The organism is Streptomyces sp. NPDC003077 (assembly GCF_040611095.1).
Lineage (GTDB): Bacteria > Actinomycetota > Actinomycetes > Streptomycetales > Streptomycetaceae > Streptomyces.
The window spans coordinates 24,435-43,044 of sequence record NZ_JBEXNM010000027.1 but is presented as its reverse complement, the minus strand read 5'-3'; the positions used below and the strand labels follow the sequence as shown (position 1 = coordinate 43,044).

The 18,610-nt window shown below is 72.7% G+C and carries 13 protein-coding genes; 4 read left to right on the top strand and 9 right to left on the bottom strand.

Going from position 1 to position 18,610, the window contains the following annotated elements:
* The first annotated feature begins 2 nt into the window (after window positions 1–2).
* The gene (gene tsaD / locus ABZX96_RS19525) at window positions 3–1,082 is read left to right on the top strand and encodes a tRNA (adenosine(37)-N6)-threonylcarbamoyltransferase complex transferase subunit TsaD (protein ID WP_355545975.1); all 1,080 of its coding nucleotides are present in this window, start codon (window positions 3–5) and stop codon (window positions 1,080–1,082) included.
* 480 nt (window positions 1,083–1,562) lie between these two features.
* Here tsaD and ABZX96_RS19520 read toward each other — a convergent pair whose 3' ends face one another.
* A complete protein-coding gene (locus ABZX96_RS19520) occupies window positions 1,563–3,044 on the bottom strand; it encodes a short-chain fatty acyl-CoA regulator family protein (protein ID WP_355546071.1) in 1,482 nt (493 codons plus the stop codon).
* Between the two features lie 581 nt (window positions 3,045–3,625).
* Here ABZX96_RS19520 and ABZX96_RS19515 point away from each other — a divergent pair.
* The 3 genes from ABZX96_RS19515 to ABZX96_RS19505 all read left to right on the top strand — a co-directional run bounded on the left by ABZX96_RS19515 (window position 3,626) and on the right by ABZX96_RS19505 (window position 7,464).
* Window positions 3,626–5,146 (top strand): MmgE/PrpD family protein, encoded by a 1,521-nt coding sequence (locus ABZX96_RS19515; RefSeq protein ID WP_355545973.1) that lies wholly within the window; start codon window positions 3,626–3,628, stop codon window positions 5,144–5,146.
* Window positions 5,147–5,242: 96 nt separating this feature from the next.
* A complete protein-coding gene (prpB, locus tag ABZX96_RS19510; protein WP_355545971.1) occupies window positions 5,243–6,148 on the top strand; it encodes a methylisocitrate lyase in 906 nt (301 codons plus the stop codon).
* A 164-nt stretch (window positions 6,149–6,312) separates the two neighbouring features.
* Window positions 6,313–7,464, top strand: a complete 1,152-nt coding sequence (locus tag ABZX96_RS19505) for a bifunctional 2-methylcitrate synthase/citrate synthase (RefSeq protein WP_355545969.1) — start codon at window positions 6,313–6,315, stop codon at window positions 7,462–7,464.
* A gap of 268 nt (window positions 7,465–7,732) precedes the next feature.
* Here the strand turns inward: ABZX96_RS19505 and ABZX96_RS19500 are convergent, their stop codons facing one another.
* From ABZX96_RS19500 to ABZX96_RS19465, 8 genes are all read right to left on the bottom strand, one after another.
* On the bottom strand, window positions 7,733–8,554 hold the full coding sequence (locus ABZX96_RS19500) for a helix-turn-helix domain-containing protein (protein WP_355545967.1): 822 nt from the start codon (window positions 8,552–8,554) through the stop codon (window positions 7,733–7,735).
* A gap of 563 nt (window positions 8,555–9,117) precedes the next feature.
* Entirely contained in the window at window positions 9,118–9,294 is a 177-nt protein-coding gene (locus ABZX96_RS19495) for a hypothetical protein (protein ID WP_355545965.1), read from the bottom strand.
* Window positions 9,295–9,358: 64 nt separating this feature from the next.
* Entirely contained in the window at window positions 9,359–9,943 is a 585-nt protein-coding gene (locus ABZX96_RS19490) for a hypothetical protein (protein WP_355545963.1), read from the bottom strand.
* Window positions 9,944–10,007: 64 nt separating this feature from the next.
* Window positions 10,008–10,679, bottom strand: a complete 672-nt coding sequence (locus ABZX96_RS19485) for a Crp/Fnr family transcriptional regulator (protein WP_355545961.1) — start codon at window positions 10,677–10,679, stop codon at window positions 10,008–10,010.
* 208 nt (window positions 10,680–10,887) lie between these two features.
* The gene (locus ABZX96_RS19480; RefSeq protein ID WP_355545959.1) at window positions 10,888–11,493 is read right to left on the bottom strand and encodes a Type-2Aa cytolytic delta-endotoxin; all 606 of its coding nucleotides are present in this window, start codon (window positions 11,491–11,493) and stop codon (window positions 10,888–10,890) included.
* An 86-nt stretch (window positions 11,494–11,579) separates the two neighbouring features.
* A complete protein-coding gene (locus tag ABZX96_RS19475; protein WP_355545957.1) occupies window positions 11,580–12,935 on the bottom strand; it encodes a TIGR02679 family protein in 1,356 nt (451 codons plus the stop codon).
* Window positions 12,936–13,009: 74 nt separating this feature from the next.
* Window positions 13,010–17,200: a TIGR02680 family protein gene (locus tag ABZX96_RS19470; RefSeq protein WP_355545955.1), complete on the bottom strand. Its 4,191-nt coding sequence runs from the start codon at window positions 17,198–17,200 to the stop codon at window positions 13,010–13,012.
* A 137-nt stretch (window positions 17,201–17,337) separates the two neighbouring features.
* Entirely contained in the window at window positions 17,338–18,609 is a 1,272-nt protein-coding gene (locus ABZX96_RS19465; protein WP_355545953.1) for a TIGR02678 family protein, read from the bottom strand.
* Window position 18,610: the final 1 nt, after the last annotated feature.

Sequence of the window (18,610 nt, the reverse complement as noted above, 5' to 3'; positions counted from 1 at the left end):
TCATGGCAGCTCAGCGGATCGTGCTGGGGATCGAGTCGTCCTGCGACGAGACGGGAGCCGGCCTGGTCAGCGGTGGTCGGCTGCTGGGGCACGCGGTGGCGTCGAGCATGGACGAGCACGTGCGGTTCGGCGGCGTCGTCCCGGAGATCGCGGCGCGCGCCCACGTGCACGCGCTGAACCCGGTCGTCCGGGAGGCGCTGGACGACGCCGGGCTACGGATGTCGGACGTCGACGCGGTGGCCGTGACGACCGGCCCCGGCCTCTCGGGCGCGCTCCAGGTGGGGCTCGCGGGCGCGAAGGCGCTGGCTTATGGGCTGGGCGTGCCGCTGTACGGGGTGCACCACCTGGCCGGGCACGTCGCGGCCGACACGCTGGAGCACGGCCCGCTGCCCAACCCCTGCGTGGTGCTGATCGTCTCCGGCGGGCACACGTCGCTGCTGCTCGTACGGGATCTCGTCCGGGATCCGATCGTGCACCTCGGGGACACGCTGGACGACGCGGCCGGCGAGTGCTTCGACAAGGTCGCGCGGGTCTTCGGGCTGCCGTACCCGGGCGGTCCGGCCGTCGATCGCGCGGCCCGGGACGGCGACCCGCGCGCCGTGGCGTTCCCCCGGCCGCTGACCGGGCCGCGCGACGACCCGTACGCGTTCTCCTTCTCCGGCCTGAAGACGGCCGCCGCCCGCTGGGCCGAGCGCCACCGGGCCACGGGCACGGACCTGCCGGTGGCGGACGGCGCCGCCTCGCTCCAGGAGGCCGTCGCCGACGTGCTGACCCGCAAGGCCGTCGCCGCCTGCGCCGCGCACGGCGTCGGCACCCTCGTCGTGGTGGGCGGCGTGGCCGCGAACTCCCGGGTGCGCGCGCTGGCCGAGGAACGGTGCGCGGCGGCCGGGATCACCCTGCGGGTGCCGCCACTGAAGCTGTGCACGGACAACGGCGCGATGATCGCCGCTGTTGGCGACCTTCTGGTGCGGGCCGGTGCGGAGCCCGCGCCGCTGGACGTGTCGATCGATCCTTCGACGCCGCTGGAGTACGCGGCGCTGCATCCGGTGGTGGCGGGGGCGGGGCGGGCGGCCGCCGCCTGACGTGCGGCTGGGCGGGGGGCGGGGGTGGGGTGTGGGTGGTTGCTGACGAGTTTCTGCGGCGGGGCTGGGGCCTCCGGGATGGGCGCCTGACGTGTTTTGGGAGGGGAGGCCGTCAGCCTCGGGGGGTGTGTCGCTGACGAGCTTCCGCGGCGGGGCTGGGGCCTCCGGGATGGGCGCCTGACGTGTTTTGGGAGGGGAGGCCGTCAGCCTCGGGTGGCCGTGTCGCTGACGAGCTTCCGCGGCGAGGCGGGTGGGCCTCCGGGATGGGCGCCTGACGTGCTTCTGGGCGGGAGCGGGCGGGTTCTTTGGGACGGACGGGAGCGGACGCGGCTCCCGGTCGGCGGCCTGCCGGGTTCGGCTGCCAGGCCCGGCCGTCGACTCTGGCCGTCGGCGCTGGCCGTCAGGTCCGGCCGTCGGCTCTGGCTGCCAGGTCCGGCTGCCGGCTGGCGGGGGCCGCCTCTCAGCCGCTCTCCCTCGTCCTCAGCCGCCCTCCCCCACCACCGCGTACGGCACATACGTCCGCCGGTCCGGGTCCACCGCCAGCCGCCCGCCAGCCGGGGGACGGGCCCGCTGGGCGCAGTCGCGGCGTTCGCAGATGCGGCAGCCGAGGCCGATCGGGGTGCTCGCGCGAGGGTCGTCCAGCGCGATGCCCTCGGCGTAGACGAGTCGCCGCGCGTGCCGCAGCTCGCAGCCCAGCGCCACCGCGAACTCGGCGCGCGGCGCGTGGTGCCCGAAGCCGCCACGGGTGACCGTGCGGGCGATCCAGAAGTACCGCTTGCCGTCCGGCATCTCCGCCACCTGGGTCAGGACCCGGCCGGGCGCCGAGAACGCCTCGTACACCGTCCACAGCGGGCAGGTGCCGCCGAGCCGCGAGAAGTGGAAGTCGGTGGCGGACTGGCGCTTGGAGATGTTCCCGGCCCGGTCCACCCGCAGGAACGAGAACGGCACCCCGCGCCGACCGGTGCGCTGCAAGGTGCTCAGGCGGTGGCAGACGGTCTCGAAGCCGACGCCGAAGCGCGCTTGGAGGAGTTCGATGTCGTAGTGCAGTTCCTCGGCGGCGGCGTGGAAGGCCGTGTACGGCATGAGCAGCGCGCCCGCGAAGTAGTTGGCCAGGCCGATGCGGGCCAGCGCAACGGACTCGGGGGAGGTCAGATCCGCGCTGGTGGCGAGCGCGTCGAGCAGCGGGCCGTGTTCCAGGAAGGCGAGCTGGGTGGCCAGTTGGAAGGCCCGCTGGCCGTCGCTCAGCCGGGGCGACAGGAACAGCAACCCGCTCTCGGCGTCGAACCGGCGCGCGTCCGCGAGCCGCTCGGGGGCGGCCCGGACCACCCGGACCCCGTGGCGGGCGGCAAGGTGCGCGGCGAGCACGTCCGCCGACGGGCCGGAGGCCGTCCCCGGGCCGGAAACCGTCCTCGGGCCGGAGGCCCCTCCTGCGCCCAGACCGGTGGCCGTGCGCTCGGCCTCGGTGTCCAGCGCGGCGAAGTGGTTGTGGTGCGCGTAGAAGAAGTCCCGTACCTCGTCGTGCGGTTCGGCCGGGGGCAGCACCACCGGGCCCGCGTCCCCGGGTGAGGCGAGGGCGGCGACGCGTTCGGCGGCGTCCCGGTAGCGGCGGTGCAGCGCCACCAGCGCGCGGGCCACCTCCGGGTGGTCCCGGGCCACCTCCGCGACCTCCTCGGTCGGGACGGGCGTCCCGCACGCCTCGTCGGCGAGCGCCGCCCGCAGATCGGTGGCCAGCCGCTCCTCGTCGGCCTCGGAGAAGAACTCCGGATCGACGCCGAACACCTCCGCGATCCGCACCAGCACCGGCGCGGTGAGCGGACGCCGACTGTGTTCCAACTGGTTGAGGTAACTGATGGACAACCCCAGCAACCGGGCCAACTCCACCTGGTTCAACCCGCGCTCGCGGCGCAGCCGGCGCAGCTTGGCGTGGGCGTAGATCTTCCGTTCGGCGACCGGTCGTCCCATGGCCATACGCGCTCCCCTCTGGTGCCTCGTCCGGCCGCTGCCCACCCACTCGGCAGCCACCCGTCGGTTTGCCGCTGCTCCCTGTCCGTTTCGGCGCGCGCCGTCCCGATCGTTTCGGTGCGCCTTCTTGATCACTCTCGCGCCTTTCTTGCGAAATTACCATCCGCAGGTTTCGCGACTTTCGCAGTTTCACAGCCGTACGAGGGACGAATTCCGCAGCGTGGAGCCATCGCCAGCGGGGCGGGGACGGGGGAGGCTCGTCCGTACACGAGGTCCGCGTACGAGGTCCGCGTACGAGAGCCGCTTTCCAGAGCCGCGCGCGAGGGACCCCGTACGAAAGAAGCCACGTACGAGAACCACGTACGGCAGCCGTGCAAGCAGAGTGGCAGCCACGCAAGCAGGGCGGCAGCCACGCAAGCAGGGCGGCAGCCACGCAAGCAACAGACAGCCACACAAGAAGAACGGCAGCCACACAACCAGGCAGGCAGTCGTGCAAACAGGACGGCTGCCACGCAAGCAGGCAGGCAGGCAGTCAGTCACGCAAGCAGAACGACCACGCCCACCCCCCACCAAGGAGCCCCATGATCGACCACCACGTACGCGTCCACCCCAGCGCCGACCGTCTCCCCCGCGACGGCCAACTCGCCTGGAAACTGGCCACGGTCGCCACCGGCACCCCCGACGCCCCGGACCTCGACCCCGACGCGGCGGCGATGGCCGTCAACCGCGTCATCGACAACGCCGCCGTCGCCGTCGCCGCCCTGCGCCGCCGCCCGGTCGCCGTCGCCCGCGCCCAGGCGCTGGCCCACGCGGCCGAACCGGGCGCCTCGGTCTTCGGCACGGCACCCGGCACCCGCGTCCCGCCGGAGTGGGCGGCCTGGGCCAACGGCACCGCCGTCCGCGAACTGGACTTCCACGACACCTACCTCGCCGCCGACTACTCCCACCCCGGCGACAACATCCCGCCCCTCCTGGCCGTCGCCCAGCACACCGGCCGCACCGGGGCGGACCTGCTGCGGGCGGTCATCGCCGCGTACGAGGTCCACGTCGCCCTCGTCAGGGGCATCTGCCTGCACGAGCACCGCATCGACCACGTCGCCCACCTCGGCGCGGCCACCGCCTGCGGCCTCGGCACGCTGCTGCGGCTCGACACCGCGACCGTCTACCAGGCGGTCCAGCAGGCCGTGCACACCACGACCGCCACCCGGCAGTCCCGCAAGGGCGAGATCTCCAGCTGGAAGGCGTTCGCCCCCGCGTTCGCCGGCAAGGCCGCCATCGAGGCCGTGGACCGGGCCATGCGCGGCGAGACCTCCCCCTCCCCCGTCTACGAGGGCGAGGACGGCTTCCTGGCCTGGCTGCTCGACGGCCCCGACGCCACCTACACCGTCACGCTCCCCGAACCCGGCGAACCCCGCCGCGCCATCCTCGACACGTACACCAAGGAGCACTCCGCCGAGTACCAGGCCCAGGCGTTCATCGACCTGGCGCGGCGGCTCCGCGAGAAGACCGGCCCGCTCGGCCTCGTCCGCGACATCGTTCTGCACACCAGCCACCACACCCACCACGTCATCGGCTCGGGTGCGAACGACCCCCAGAAGTACGACCCCACGGCGAGCCGCGAGACCCTCGACCACTCGGTGCCGTACATCTTCGCCGTGGCCCTGGAGGACGGCACCTGGCACCACGAGCGTTCGTACGCGCCCGAGCGCGCCCGCCACCCGGAGACCGTCGCGCTCTGGCGCAAGATCACCACGGTCGAGGACCCGGACTGGACCCGCCGCTACCACGCCCCCGACCCCGCCCGCCGCGCCTTCGGCGGCCGTGCCGTGATCACTCTGGAGGACGGTTCGGTCATCGAGGACGAACTCGCGGTCGCCGACGCCCACCCCTCCGGCGCCCGCCCCTTCTCCCGCCCCGGCTACACGACGAAGTTCCGCACCCTGACGGAGGGCATCGTCACACCCGACAACCAGGACCGCTTCCTGAACGCCGCCGAGCACCTCCCCGAACTCGAATCCCGCCGCCTGGCCCTCCTCTTCCCGGACGTGGACACATCCCCGATCACGGCATACGACGCCCGCCTGCCGAAGGGCCTGTTCTGAACGGCCCACGCTCCTCTCCCCCCCAATCACACAAACCCCCTCCAACCACACACAGCCCTCCAAACACACACAGCTCCCCAAGGACACAGACCCACCATGCTCCACACCCGCACCACCCCCACCGACCGCCGCCGGACCTTCCGCGAACAGCTCGCCTCCGGCCGCCTCCTCCGCGTCCCCGGCGCGATCAACCCGCTCTCCGCCCGGCTCATCCAGGAGACCGGCTTCGACGCCGCCTACCTCTCCGGCGCCGTCCTCTCCGCCGACCTCGGCCTCCCCGACATCGGACTGACCACCGTCACCGAGGTCGCCACCCGTGCCCAGCAGATCGCCCGCGTCACCGACCTGCCGGTGCTGGTGGACGCCGACACCGGGTTCGGCGAGCCGATGAACGCGGCCCGCACGGTCCAGCTCCTGGAGGACGCCGGGGTCGCGGGCCTGCACCTGGAGGACCAGGTCAACCCGAAACGCTGCGGCCATCTGGACGGCAAGTCCGTCGTCCCGCGCGCCGACATGGTCCGCCGCCTCCGCGCCGCCGCCGACGCCCGCCGGGACCCCGGCTTCGTCCTCATGGCCCGTACGGACGCCCGCGCGGTCGAGGGCCTGGACGCGGCGATCGACCGTGCCAAGGCGTACGTGGACGCGGGCGCCGACGCGCTCTTCCCCGAAGCACTCGCGAACGAGGCCGAGTTCGCGGCGTTCCGCAAGGCCGTGGACGTGCCGCTGCTCGCCAACATGACCGAGTTCGGCAAGGGCCCACTGCTGACCGCCCGCACCCTGGAAGACCTCGGCTACAACATCGCCCTCTACCCCGTCACCCTCCTCCGCCTCGCCATGGGCGCCATCGAGGACGGCCTGCGCACCCTCGCCACCGAAGGCACCCAGGAGTCCCTGCTCCCCCGCATGCAGACCCGCTCCCGGCTGTACGCACTCCTCGGTTACGAGGACTACGCGGCGTTCGACACCACCGTCCACGACTTCACACTCCCGCCGGGGCGCTGACCCTCGTGCGGCGCGGAAACCCGGTTCCCCCTACGGGACGGGGGCCCGGTGCGCCGTATGGCACAGAGCCCGCTGACCTGTACGGGACGGGGAACCGCTGACTCGTACGGCACCCGCCCCGCCCGCTCACCCACTCTCCCGCCCACCCACTGTGGAGGCCCACCATGTCCGCCACCACCACCTCCCCCGCCCCCGAAATCCACCGCGGCCTGGCCGGCGTCGTCGTCGACACCACCACCATCTCCACCGTCATCCAGGAGACGAACTCCCTGACCTACCGCGGCTACCCCGTCCAGGACCTGGCCGCCCGCTGCTCCTTCGAAGAGGTCGCCCACCTCCTCTGGCACGGCGAACTCCCCGACCGCGCCCAGCTCCACGCCTTCCAGACCCGCGAACGCGCCCTACGCCCTCTGAACCGCACCCCGTCCGAACTCCTCGCCCGGCTCCCCGAGACCTGCCACCCCATGGACGTGCTCCGCACCGCCGCCAGCCTCCTCGGCGCCGAAGACCCCACCGAGGACGATGGGTCCCCGTCCTCCCACCACACCAAATCCCTGAACCTGCTGGCCAAACTCCCCGTCGTGGTCGCCACCGACCACCGCCGCCGGCACGGGCTCGCCCCCATCCCGCCCGACCCGTCCCTCGGCTACGCCGAGAACTTCTTCCACATGTGCTTCGGCACCGTCCCCGACCCGGACGTCATCCGCTGCTTCGAGATCTCCCTCATCCTCTACGCCGAACACAGCTTCAATGCCTCAACCTTCACCGCCCGCGTGGTCACCTCCACCCTCTCCGACCTCTACAGCGCGGTCACCGCCGCCATCGGCGCGCTCAAGGGCCCCCTGCACGGCGGCGCCAACGAGGCCGTGATGCACACCCTGGAGGAAATAGGCGACCCCGAGCGGGCCGAAACATGGCTGGACGACGCCCTCGCCACCAAACGCAAGATCATGGGCTTCGGCCACCGCGTCTACAAACATGGCGACTCCCGCGTCCCGATCATGCAGGAGGCCACAGATCGCCTGGTGGCCCGAGCCGCCGATCCTGCCGTGACCCGGCTGGCCACTCTGCATGCGGCCCTTCGGCGGGCCATGCTCGGCCGCACCGGCATTCATCCGAACCTGGATTATCCGGCGGGGCTGGCGTACCACCTGATGGGGTTCGATACGCCTACCTTCACGCCGATCTTTGTCATGAGCCGGGTCGTGGGGTGGACGGCGCACATCATGGAGCAGTTGAGGCATAACGCCTTGATTCGGCCCTTGGGTGCGTACACGGGGCCGGGGGAGCGGGCGGTGCCGGGGCGGGGGCGGTAGGAGTCAGCGGACGTAAACGAAAATGGCGGCCCTCCGCCGTAGACTCGCAGGTCAGGCAGTGTCGGTCCCGCGCGTGCGGGGGTGGTCCGTCCATGTTCTTCGCCGCCATGGCGATGGCCGTGTCGGCCCCACGCGTGCGGGGGTGGTCCGACGGTCGCGCACTGGGTGCCGATCACCAGGCAGTCGTCCCCGCGCGTGCGGGGGTGGTCCCACCGTCGCGCAGCCGCCGCCAGCGTGGTTTCGTGTCGCCCCGCACCCGCAGAACCCCTCACCCACACAACAACGCCGCCCGCAAATCCAACGCATGCTCCAACCGCGACACATCCCGCCCCACCAACTCCTGTATCCGCCGCACCCGGTAATGCACGGTATTGACGTGCAACCGCAGCGCCTCAGCGGTCCGCGCCCACGAGCAGTTGTGCGCGAGAAAAACCTCCAGCGTCTCCAGCAACACCCGATGCGCGGCGCTCCCCGCCCCCACGAGCGGCCCCAGCGTCTTCGCCCGGTAAGCGGCCCGTACGTCCTCGGGCACCCCGGCCAACAGGGCCTTCACGGTGCACAGGTCATCGGTGAGGGTGGCGTGCGCCGTGTCCGGGGACGTGTTCCGGGCGACGGTCAGGGCGTACCGGGCCTGGACCAGCCCACCGGCCAGCCCCTCCGACGCGCGCACCACACCACTCACCCCGACATGCGGCGCAGCGTCCCCCGGCCGATCACCCCAGAACCGCGCCCACTCCTCCTTGAACCGACCCCATAGCGCCCCCGCACCCTCGCCATCCCCGTCCGACACCACCCCCACCACGTCCCCGTCCGCACCCACCCCCACCACAAGCGCCCCAGCTCCCCACCGCTCCAACGCCTCCCCAAGGCCGACGGCAACCCCAGCACCACCGCGCTCGCCATCCCCCGCCCCCGCAGCTACCGCAAGGACCCGGTAAGCCCCCTCGACCGGCAGCCCGCACCCTCGCAGCGCCGTCTCCCAAGCACCCCGATCGCACCCCACCCCATCCGCGATCCGACTGATCAACGCGTCCGCCGCCCAACGGCGATCAACGCGGCCATCAATCCGACGGATGTCTTCGACGTGCATAGGGTGACTCCCTCTCGCGGTGGTCGGCCGCGAAATCCGGTGTCCCGCATTCACCATGCGAGTGCGAGTCAGCACATCGTAAATGCCAGCCCATTCAAGAGGAACGCCTCTTGTTTGAACGTCCATCCGACGCCCTCGCGCACTGGATCTTCCGCATATGGCACCAATGGCGCCGACTGCCGCGTGGCCGCCTTTGCCCCAGGAGTCGCCGGCGTCATTCCGGAGGGGCAGTCATGCTTACCTTCGCAAGGACGACGACCCCACCACGGTCACCAGGCACACGCCCAGGGCTGCACTTGCCGGGCTGCCACGCTTCATGCGGAACACCACCTACGCACATCAGGGACACTGCAGACGGCTGCTGCCGGACCTGCTCCTCGCCGCTCAGCCCAGCCGTCGCGAATGTCAGAGGCTTGATGAGTCTCGTGACTGCGTCATCGATGGTGATCGGCATAGACGAGCTCATAGGAGCTCTAGAAGCCGGCATACATCCACCAGGTGCCACGAATGCCTAACGACTCCGGAATTGTCGCCCCAGGCGCTCGGCCAGTCGCGCCACGGAGTCACCGCCCACCGGCCTGAGCGCGGCCACGGCGCGCCTTCGTCATGTGCTGCCCTATCGCGATGACACAAGCGGCAGTCGTCCATACCTGCACCAGTTCAATGGCGTATTCGCGGCGGTCCGGACGGCAGACCAGCGCGGCCATCCCCAACAGGCCGGCGAAGACGACGAGGAGCACGGCTGGGACCGCCCGTAAGGGAAGTGCAAGAGCACGAACCACCGATGTTGCTTCCATGCCGAGCTCACCCAGCCAGGACGGGGCGGGTCGTGGACTCGGCGAGCCAAGCAAGCATGGCGCGCTCCTTCGTCCTGATCACGCTTCTGATGAGTGCGCAGTCACCACATCGCGTCCGGTCGAGTGACTGCTGGGCAGCATCGGAAAGCACAAGAACGAGGTCGCTTCTGCTGCCTTCCAGGGCTGCACGCAGTTCCGCGCAGTTGAGGAGCCGAAAGGCGAGGCTGACGTCCTGCCCGACGTAGCCGTGCTCGTCCCGGATCACATGACCTGTGTGCAATACGGCCCTGAGACGAATGCACTGATCACTGGGCGAGGCCACGTTGTGATCACCGATCGCCTGGGCAAGCGTGGGCACGACGGTCAGAAACAGCTCATCCGCTCCGGCAACGGGGTCCAGAACGACCATGACGCCGTCGCCGCGGTCCAGCAGTTCGTACTGATCCGGCTGGATCCCGGCCTTGGCGAGCCCCTGTCCGAGGGCCTCGTAAAGAGCGCGCCTCATAGCCAGACCTGTCCAGTCCGATCTCCCTGGACAGTTGAACCCCGCGATGTCGAGGCCAAAAAGGATCTTACGTACGTGTTGATTCACGCAGCCACACCCTCGGGTGGTATTCCTTGGCATCCCTAGAGAGTCAAAATACCAGTCGCTGCCGTCAATCGTCAGCCAGCGCCTTGAGTGCGTCCATGTCGTGGATGACGATGTACCGCCGCTCCGTCGTCGCGACCCCCTGCTGCCTCAGCATCCGCAACGCCCGCACCACTCCTTCCCGTGATGCACCCGCCCACGACGCCAACTCCTGCTGCGAGTCCACGCGTACGCGCACCGTGCCGACCTGCTCGTCCTTCACGCCAAGGTGGCCGGCCAGATCTATGAGCCGTGCGGCCACCCGCTGCATGACCGTTTGGGTCACCAGTTCCTGGCGTGCGTGGTCGGACTCGCGGAGACGTGTCATCACGATGCCCATGAGGGCACGGAGCGTTTCAGGACGTTCGGTGAGGAAGGCGTTGAACTGCTCGGACGTGACAATCCCTGCTGTCACGTCGGAGAGTGCGATCACGGACGCGGACCTCGGCTTGCCATCCATCGCAGCCATCTCGCCGACGATGTTGGGGCTCATCCGCAGGCCAAGCGCCACTTCCGTGCCATCTTCGGTTTGAGCCACCACTTTGGCGACGCCTTCCCGAAGCACGACAGCATGCGTTGACGGCTCGCCCTGCCGCAAGATCACGTCACCTGAAGGGAAACGGGCCGTAATGCCAAGTTGAAGCAGATCCTCCGAGTCCTCAGGCGGAAGCGCACTCCACACATCGTCCTTTTCCGACACCGATTCCTTCTTCGCCAGGGAGTTACGTGCGCCCTCAAGGTAGTCCGCCCGTAGTCAAGCAGTCTGTGGGCGATCAGGCAGCATGCCTACAGGCCGCGGTGAGCAGGCCGCCATCGGAAGTATCTCCGGAAGACGCCGACCCGCTCACCTCACTGGCGCGCCAGCACGACAAGTAGGCCTGTCCAGCGGCAGAGGTTGGCCACTCGCGTCACGCCTCCACAGCCACCGCCCCCTGCCGCACCACCACAGCATTCAGCCGAATCGCGAAAGCCGCCGTGTCCTCCACGCCCAACTTCGCCAACTCGGCCTTCCCCAACCCCACCGTCACATCCACACAGAACGCGATGACGTACACGTCATCCCCGGTCTCGTCCTCGTCCTGGAACGCGAACAGCAGATCCCGGTAGTAGCTGGTCCGGTCGGCCTCCTCCCGGTAGAAGGACAGCCCGGGTTCACCCTCCCGCCCGGCGATTCCCACGAAGGCATCGACGAGCGTGCCTTCCACCTTCGACCAGAAAGCGGGGCTCTCCACCGTCACCGGCAGCGCCTGCCGTACGGCTTCCTTCAGGGACATCACCATGACGTGCACGGGCGCGGTCTCCTGGAGACCCCAGCCCCGCACCATCTTCACCACGGCACTGTCCGGGATGGCGTCCGCCGCCGCCCGGATGTGCCCGAAGTCGAAGTTCACCGTCGCCGGCGCGATCGCCTCCTGGAACTTCTCCGCGATGCCCTGTGCCTGACTCAGGTGCGCCGCCCCTACCTCGAAGACGGTCCGGAAACTGGCCTTCTTGGCGGCGGGCTGGTCGACCATGGCGTACTCCTCACACATCGGAAGTGATCGCGCCCGGGAGAAGTATGCCGGTCGGCGGCGTGGTGGAGAGAGCCGCACCCTTGGTGTCAGGCCTGGGGCACCAAGTCCCCCAACAACGCCTCAAGCACCCTCTCCTCCTCCACCCGCACCCCCACCTCGGCCAGCGCCTCCGCGAGCGGCGGGTCCCAGGGGGACTCGGTCGGTGTGCCCGTCAGGGGCGCGGAGCCGAGGCCGGTGGTGACGGCGGTGCGGTAGTCCGCGGCCGTGTAGCGCCAGGGGCGCCAGGGGACGGTGCGGCGCAGGACGGTGGCGATGCGCAGCCCGCCCCAGTCGAAGTCGCCGTGGTAGAGGAGCGTCCAGCCTTGGGCGGTCGCGTGGCGCAGGAGGGTGAGGGCGGCGGCTGAGGGCTGGCCCTGGAGGCAGACCATGGGCGGGCAGGAGGCGCCGTGGGCGTCGGCCGCGGCGGACAGGACGGAGGGGTTCTCGCACACGTGGATGGCGGAGGGAGGGAAAGCGTCCCAGGGGCGCCCGGCGATCTGGCGCAGGGTGAGGACCGCGGGTTCGCCGGTGTCGGCCATCCAGTCGAGGGCCGGGGTGCCGCGCAGGTTGAGGGTGAGGACGGTGGAGGAGAGGTCGTCGCGGAGCAGGCCGGCCGCCGCCCAGGCCTCGCGGCGCCATTGGGCGCCCGTCCCGTCCGGGAAACCGGTCAGCGCCCGTACCCCGGACAGGACCAGGGTGGCCAGGGGCCTGCCGTCGTCCAGGGCGTGGGCGTCGCCGAGCGTGCGGGCGGAGAAGGCGGCCAGGGATGTGGCGGAGGTGACGGGCAGGGCGCCCAGTGCCGTGGCGGTGGAGTGCAGCAGGTCGGCTGCTGCCCCGGGGGTGCGGGCCAGGCGGCGTACGAGGCCGTCCCGGCGCAGGTCCGCCGCCCAGTCGGCGAGTTCGGGGGCGAGGGTCGCGAGGGGGGCGTAGGCGCGTTCCCAGGCGCGGGCCTCGGCTTCCCGTACGTCGTCGATCCGGGTCACCGGGCCGGTGAGGGCGATCACCGCGGCGGCCAGGCCGTCCGGGCTCGCGCCGGAGCGGCGCAGGACGGCGTCCACCTCGTCCAGGCGCAGGGTCAGGGACCGGCCGCCGCGCGGGCGGCGGCCCAGCAGGCGTTCGGCGGCCTCGCGTTGCGTCGCGTCGGGGGCGGAGAGGGTGACGGCGCCGGTCAGCGGCTGGGAGCGGGCGAGGCGCCGCCGGGCGCGGTCGAGGAGCCAGGCGAGGCCGGGGGTGCCGAGGAGGCGGGTCACTCGGGCGGTGTCGACGCGGGCGGAGGTTGGCGGATCGGTCGCCGGTGGGGCCTGGGCCGGCGGGAGGGACACGTCCGGGGGATCCGCGACCGGCGACGAGGCCTGCCCGCCCGCCACGCCGCCCGCCACGCCGCCCGCCACGCCACCCGCCACGCCACCCGCCGGGACCGTCGAAGCCGGCGACGGGCTTCCCCCGGCATCCGTTGCCCCCTTCGCCGCATGAGGCTTCACGCCCACAACGCCTCCTGGGCTCCCGTGTCGCCCTCACCGCCGCGCGGCGCGCCGATCAGCCCCGCGCCACCGCCCGCCTCCCTCCCGGTGCCCGTCTCCCCGGACGCGGGCGCCCACCCCGCGCCGGCCCCCGGTTCCGTCCCCCGGAACCGTTCCGAGCCGTCCCACTCCCACCGGGTCACCAGCACCGCCGCGATCTCGTCGACGCGGGAGAGCTGGGCGATGGCGATCCCGGGGACCTGCGGGTAGCAGGCCCACTCGCGTTCGCTGGTCATCACCACGTCCAGGTCGAAGGCGTGGAGCAGGCCCAGGCACTTGGCGCGGGAGTCGTCGTCCACCCCGGCGAACGCCTCGTCGAGGGTGACCAGGCGCGGGGCGTGCGGGCCCGCCGCGCTCGCGTAGTGCGAGGAGGCGGCGGCGAACAGGGGCACCGACACGGCGAGCACCCGCTCGCCGCCCGAGGCGGGGCCGGTGGCCGGGACCCACTTGCCGTGCTGGTGGCGTTCGACGCCGAACTCGTGCCAGGCGCGGTAGTCGAGCGCCGCCGTCAGGTCCTCCAGCCAGCTCCCGGTACCGTCCTCCGCCTGCCGGCGCACGATCTGTGCCTGGAGGAACTCGCCGACCGCCGCACGGTCCTCGGGGGACCAGGCGTCCGCGGACTGGCGCAGGCGCTCCCGGGCCTGGGCGAGTCCCCGCGGCGCCTTGCGGGACGGCCGCCACACCAGGCGCAGTTTCATGCCGGTGGAGGTGGGCCGTTCCTCCAGTTCGTCGTTCATGGCGCGGACCTGGCGTTCGGCGGCGCCGATCAGTTCCTGGAGGGTGCCCGCGACCTCGGTGATCAGGTGGGTTTCGAGGATTTCGCGTTCGTGGGCCGACAGGATCCGCGTCAGCTCCGCGACCTCGGTGGCGAGCGCCTCCGCGAGTTCGGGGACGGCCCGTTCACGGCCCTGGTAGACGATGTCTACGCGGATGCCGTCCTCACTCGGGACCGCCGACGCGGAGTGCCCGTGCCGCGACAGGGCTTCCTGCATCTTGGCGAACTCCTCGCTCAGACGCTTCTGTACGCGTTCCCAGGCGCCGTCCGAGTCGTCCACGCCGGCGAGTTCGGACTCGATGGCACGGGCGAGCGTGATCGCCGGGGTCGCCGCCCAGGGGCCGTCCGACTCCGGTACGGGGATGTCGGGGAGGGCGACCGCGAGCAGTCCGGTCGCGGCGAAGCGCTGGAGGGTGGCGATGGCCCGTTCCCGTGCGGCCGTCGCCTCCGTGACATCCGTGCCCAACTGCTCGATGCGGCCCTCGGCCTTGCTCGCGCGCCGGTCCGCCGCGCCCTGGGCCGCGCGCACCCGCTCCTGCTCGTCCGCGCAGGCGGCCAGCGCCTGCGCGGTCTCGCCCAGCCGGCGCTGGAGCTCGGCGACGGCGGCGCCCACCGTCGAACGCAGCGTCGCGTGACGGGCGTCCGCCGCGGCGGCGGAGCGGGCCGCCTCTTCGGCACGCCGGGTCAGCTCGGCCTCACGGCCGGCGGCCCGCTCGGTCTCGGCGCGTTCGGCGGTGACGGCGCGTCCGGCGTCGTCCCGTTCCCGCAGCGCGGGCCAGAGCGCGGCGAGGAGGGCCGCCAGGTCGGTGAGCGCCTGCCGCACGGCGGCCAGGCCCTCACGGTCGGCGGGAAGGCCGACGTCGGCGGCCGTATCGGTCAGCTCCGCCGACGCGGCGTCCGCCCGGACCGTCGCCTCGGCGAGTTCGGCGGCCCGCTCCTCGTGGCGGGCGCGGGCCCGGTGGGCGGCGTCGGCGGCGGCGGTGGCCAGCGCGTGGGCGTGGCGCAGCGCGTCGTCGTCCGGGACGGCCGCGAGTTCGGCGTCCAGGGCGCGGCGGCGCTCCGCGACCGCCCGGCGCCGCTCCTGGAGGGTCTCCGCCTCGTCCGCCAGCCGGGAGACCTCCGCCCGCAACGCCGCGACGCGGGCGCGGCGGGCCTCCTCACGGGCGCCCTCCCCCACGTACTCGGCCGCGTCCTTGGCCCAACTGCCGGTCAGCGCGCCGGTCCGGAAACGGCCGTCCGGCGACACCCAGGTGCCGGGGACCTGGGGCGCGGCACCGGGGTCCGTGACGCCGCCGGGCACGAGCCCGATGCCCCCGAGCAGCCCGCGCACCGTCTCCTCGCCCACGGCGCCGGCACGTACGTCCCCGTGGTCCACGGCCGGGCGCAGGGCAACCGCGAGGCTGTCCCCGGTGACGGCACCCACCGGCTCCAGCAGCACGTCGTGCCCGTCCGCCGTCAGCACCACCCCGTCCGGCCGCACCCAGGCGTCCAGCAGCCCGGACGCCTCCAGCGCGGCTTCCAGCCCGGCCCGCTCCCCCTCCGAAAGGTGCGGCTGGAAGTCGACGAGCCGCCACAGCGGGGCCCCCAGCGCGAGGTCGCGGATGCCGGGAGTGCGCGTGTACGGGGCCCGCGGCCCGCGCTGCCCGCCCGCCTCCAGGCCGGTCAGCTCCCGCTCGGCCTCGGTCCGGCGCTGCGTCGTCTCGGCGTGCTCGCGCGCCAGGGCGGCGGCCTCGTCGGCGAGCCGGGCGGCCCGTTCCCGGTGGGCCCCGGCCGTGGCGGTCCGCGCCGGGTCAGGGCCGTCAAGACGCGTCACCCACTCCTGGAGTTCGTCGAGCAGCCCCGGCACATCCGCCACCGCCAGTTCCGCGCAGCCCGCGAGGTGTTCGCGCACCCGGCCGACCAGGGCGCGTCCTTCCTCCCCCGCCCGCTCCTCCGCTTCGGCCTGCCGGCCGGAGCTGTGGACGACCTCTTCCTGTGCCTCGTCGGCGCGCCTGAGGGCGGCCTGCCGGTCGGCCGCCGCCCGCTCGGCGAGCGCGGCCAGCCGTTCCACGTGCTCGATCGTGCGCCGCCGGCGATCGACCGCTTCCCCGGCCGCCCGCCGCAGCACCGCTTCGGGCGCGTCCTCGGCCGCCACCTCACCGTCCAGCCGGGCCACGGCAGCGACCTCCCCCACCCGCCCCCGCAGCTCCCCCACAGCCCGCTCGGCGGCCGACAGCCGGTTCTCGGTGGCCTTGAGCCGCCCCGCCGCCCGCGTGTGCGCCTCGGCGGCCTGCCGACGGTCCTCCCCGGCGCGGGTCAGCTCGCGGGCCGTGCGGGTGGCGTCGGCCGCCGCCTGGTCCAGCTCGCGGGCGTCCCGCATCTCCGGACCGGTGCGCAGGGCGTCGTTCTCGGCGGCCAGCCGTGTCGCGCGCTCTTCCAGGGCGGCCAGCCGTTCCGCGGCGGCCTCGCGCTCCTCCACCGCCCGCGCCCGGTCCGCCTGCGCGTGGCTCAGGTCGCGCTGCAACTGCTCGTAACGAGAGTGCTCGGTGCGCGGCAGACGGGCCCGGCGGCGGGCCGCGACCCGCGCGTAACGCCGGTAGTGATCGAGGAACGCGGTCGCCGCCCGCTCGGCCTCGCCCGCCGCCCGCAGTTCCTCCTTCTCCTCGTCCAGCGAACGGAACGCCTCCGCCACGTCCGCGATCACCGCCTGGTCCATGGGCGGCAGCGCCTCCGTCAGGGCGCGCGAGAGGGCCGCCTCATTGGGACGCTTGGAGAGCTGTGGCTGCCGCAACTGGATCAGCAGGTCCACCAGCGCCCCGTAACGCCGCTCCCCCAGCCCGAACAGCGCCTCGTCCACCGCCCTGCGGTACGCCTTCGCCGTGTCGTAGACCATCCCCCGCCCGGCGACGGCCTCGGCGAGCCGGTCCCGGGACAGGGCGGTGCGGGTGGCGTCGAGCAGCCGCAGCTCCGCCCCGACGCGCTGGTCGGTGACCGCGAACCAGTGGCGGGCGATGCCCCGCCCGCTGACCGCCTTCAGCCCGCACAGGAGCGTACGGAAGTGCTCCTGCCCGCTCGCCTCGTCGCGGCGGCCGAACTCGATCCAGGTGTAGCCGAGCCGTTCGGGGTGCGGGTGCTCCCCGCCGAGCAGCAGGTTCCATTCCATGCGCTTGCCGGGGTCGCCGTCGGGCTCCACCCGGCGCGCGGACAGGTCGCCGTCCAGCAGGAACGGCAGCGTGAGGGCCAGCACCTTCGACTTGCCGGTGCCGTTGTTGCCGCGCAGCAGCAACCTGCCGTCGCGGAACCAGAACTCCTCGTCGTCGTAATGGAAGAGATCGACGAGCCCCACGCGCAGGGGCCGCCACCGGCCGGGGGCGGGGGTGGGCAGAACGGTCACCGCTGGGGGCCTTTCACTTGTCGTTCGGCTGCGTGTGTCTTACGGCTGTGTGTGCCGTACGGCTACGTGCGTCGTACGGCTGCCTGTGTCGTACGGCCGCGTGTGCCGTACGGCCGCGTGCGTGCCGCGTGGTCATCTCACCGGCTCCCGCCCCGGCGCGGCGCTCCGGCCGGACGCGTCCCCGCCTCCCGGCCGGGCGCACGCGTCCCCGCCTCCCGGACGACGGGCTCCCCGACCGCGTACCGCGCCAGCGCCGGCAGGGGCAGCACGCCCTCGTCCGTACGCGTGATGAGCCCGAGCGCCGACAGCCTGCCCAGCGCCCACTCGACGAGTTCCGGCTCGGCGCCCGGCTCCCGGGCCGTCTTCGACCAGAACCCGCCGTACTCCGCCGCCAGCTCCCGCACCCGCCGCTCCAGCTCCGCGATGCCGACGACCCCGGACGCGGCGGCGAGATGCCCGGCCAGAAGCAGCGTGACGTGCCCCTGGGTGCCCTGCTCCGGCATCCGTACGTCCGTCAGGTCGTCCAGCGGATCGACCATGGCGATGCCCTCGGCCCGTACCTCCGGGACGAGGCCGGTCAGCTCGTTGATGCGTGCGGTGATGAACCCGCGCTGCCGGGTGAGGTAGCTCAGCTCCTCGTCGGAGAGGTCGGCGTAGTAGAGCACGGGGTCGTCCAGGAGGCAGCGGGTCAGCTTCCAGCGGATGGCGCGGAAGCGGAGATCGTCGCTCTCCAGCTCGACCTGCGCGGTGAGCGCCGCCAGCCGGGCGTCCAGGTCCTCGGCCTCCTCGTCGCCGATCATGGACGGTCCGCGCCGCGTCGCCAGCAGCCCCGCCAGCACCCGCCGCTGGACGTCGTACAGCACGTCACCCGCCCCACTCACGTACGCGTCCTCGTCACCCGCCACCCGGCGCAGCACCCCCAGCCGCAGCAGCAACCGCACCACGGCCGCCAGGTCGAGGCGCTCGTCCCGCCGCTCCAGCGTGAAGGCGATCCCCGCGGCGACGAGTTCCGGATCGGCGGCGGCCAGCACCACCTGCTCCGCGAGCCGCCCCAGCGCCACCTGCGCCTCGCCGCGCTCCAGCGAGGCCAGCGTCAGGCACAGCAGGACGTAGCGGCGGCGGGTGAACGGCAGCGCGGCCCGGCTCGCCTCGCGCGCGGGGTGCGTGGCGTCGGTGAGCGTGCCGGGCGTCTTGCGCAGCCGCGCGGTCTCCGCGTCCACGCGCAGCGACCAGCCCGCGTTCCGGTCGAACCACTCGCGCAGCTCGGCCGCGTGCCGCCGCACCAGCCGCAGTTCGTCCGCGAACGGCCCGTCCGCCGTCAGCAGCGGCTCCTTGAGCAGGGCCCGCGCCGCCTTCTGAAGGTCGGCCGCCCGCTGCCCGTCGAGGACCTCGGCGAGGGTGTCAGCCACG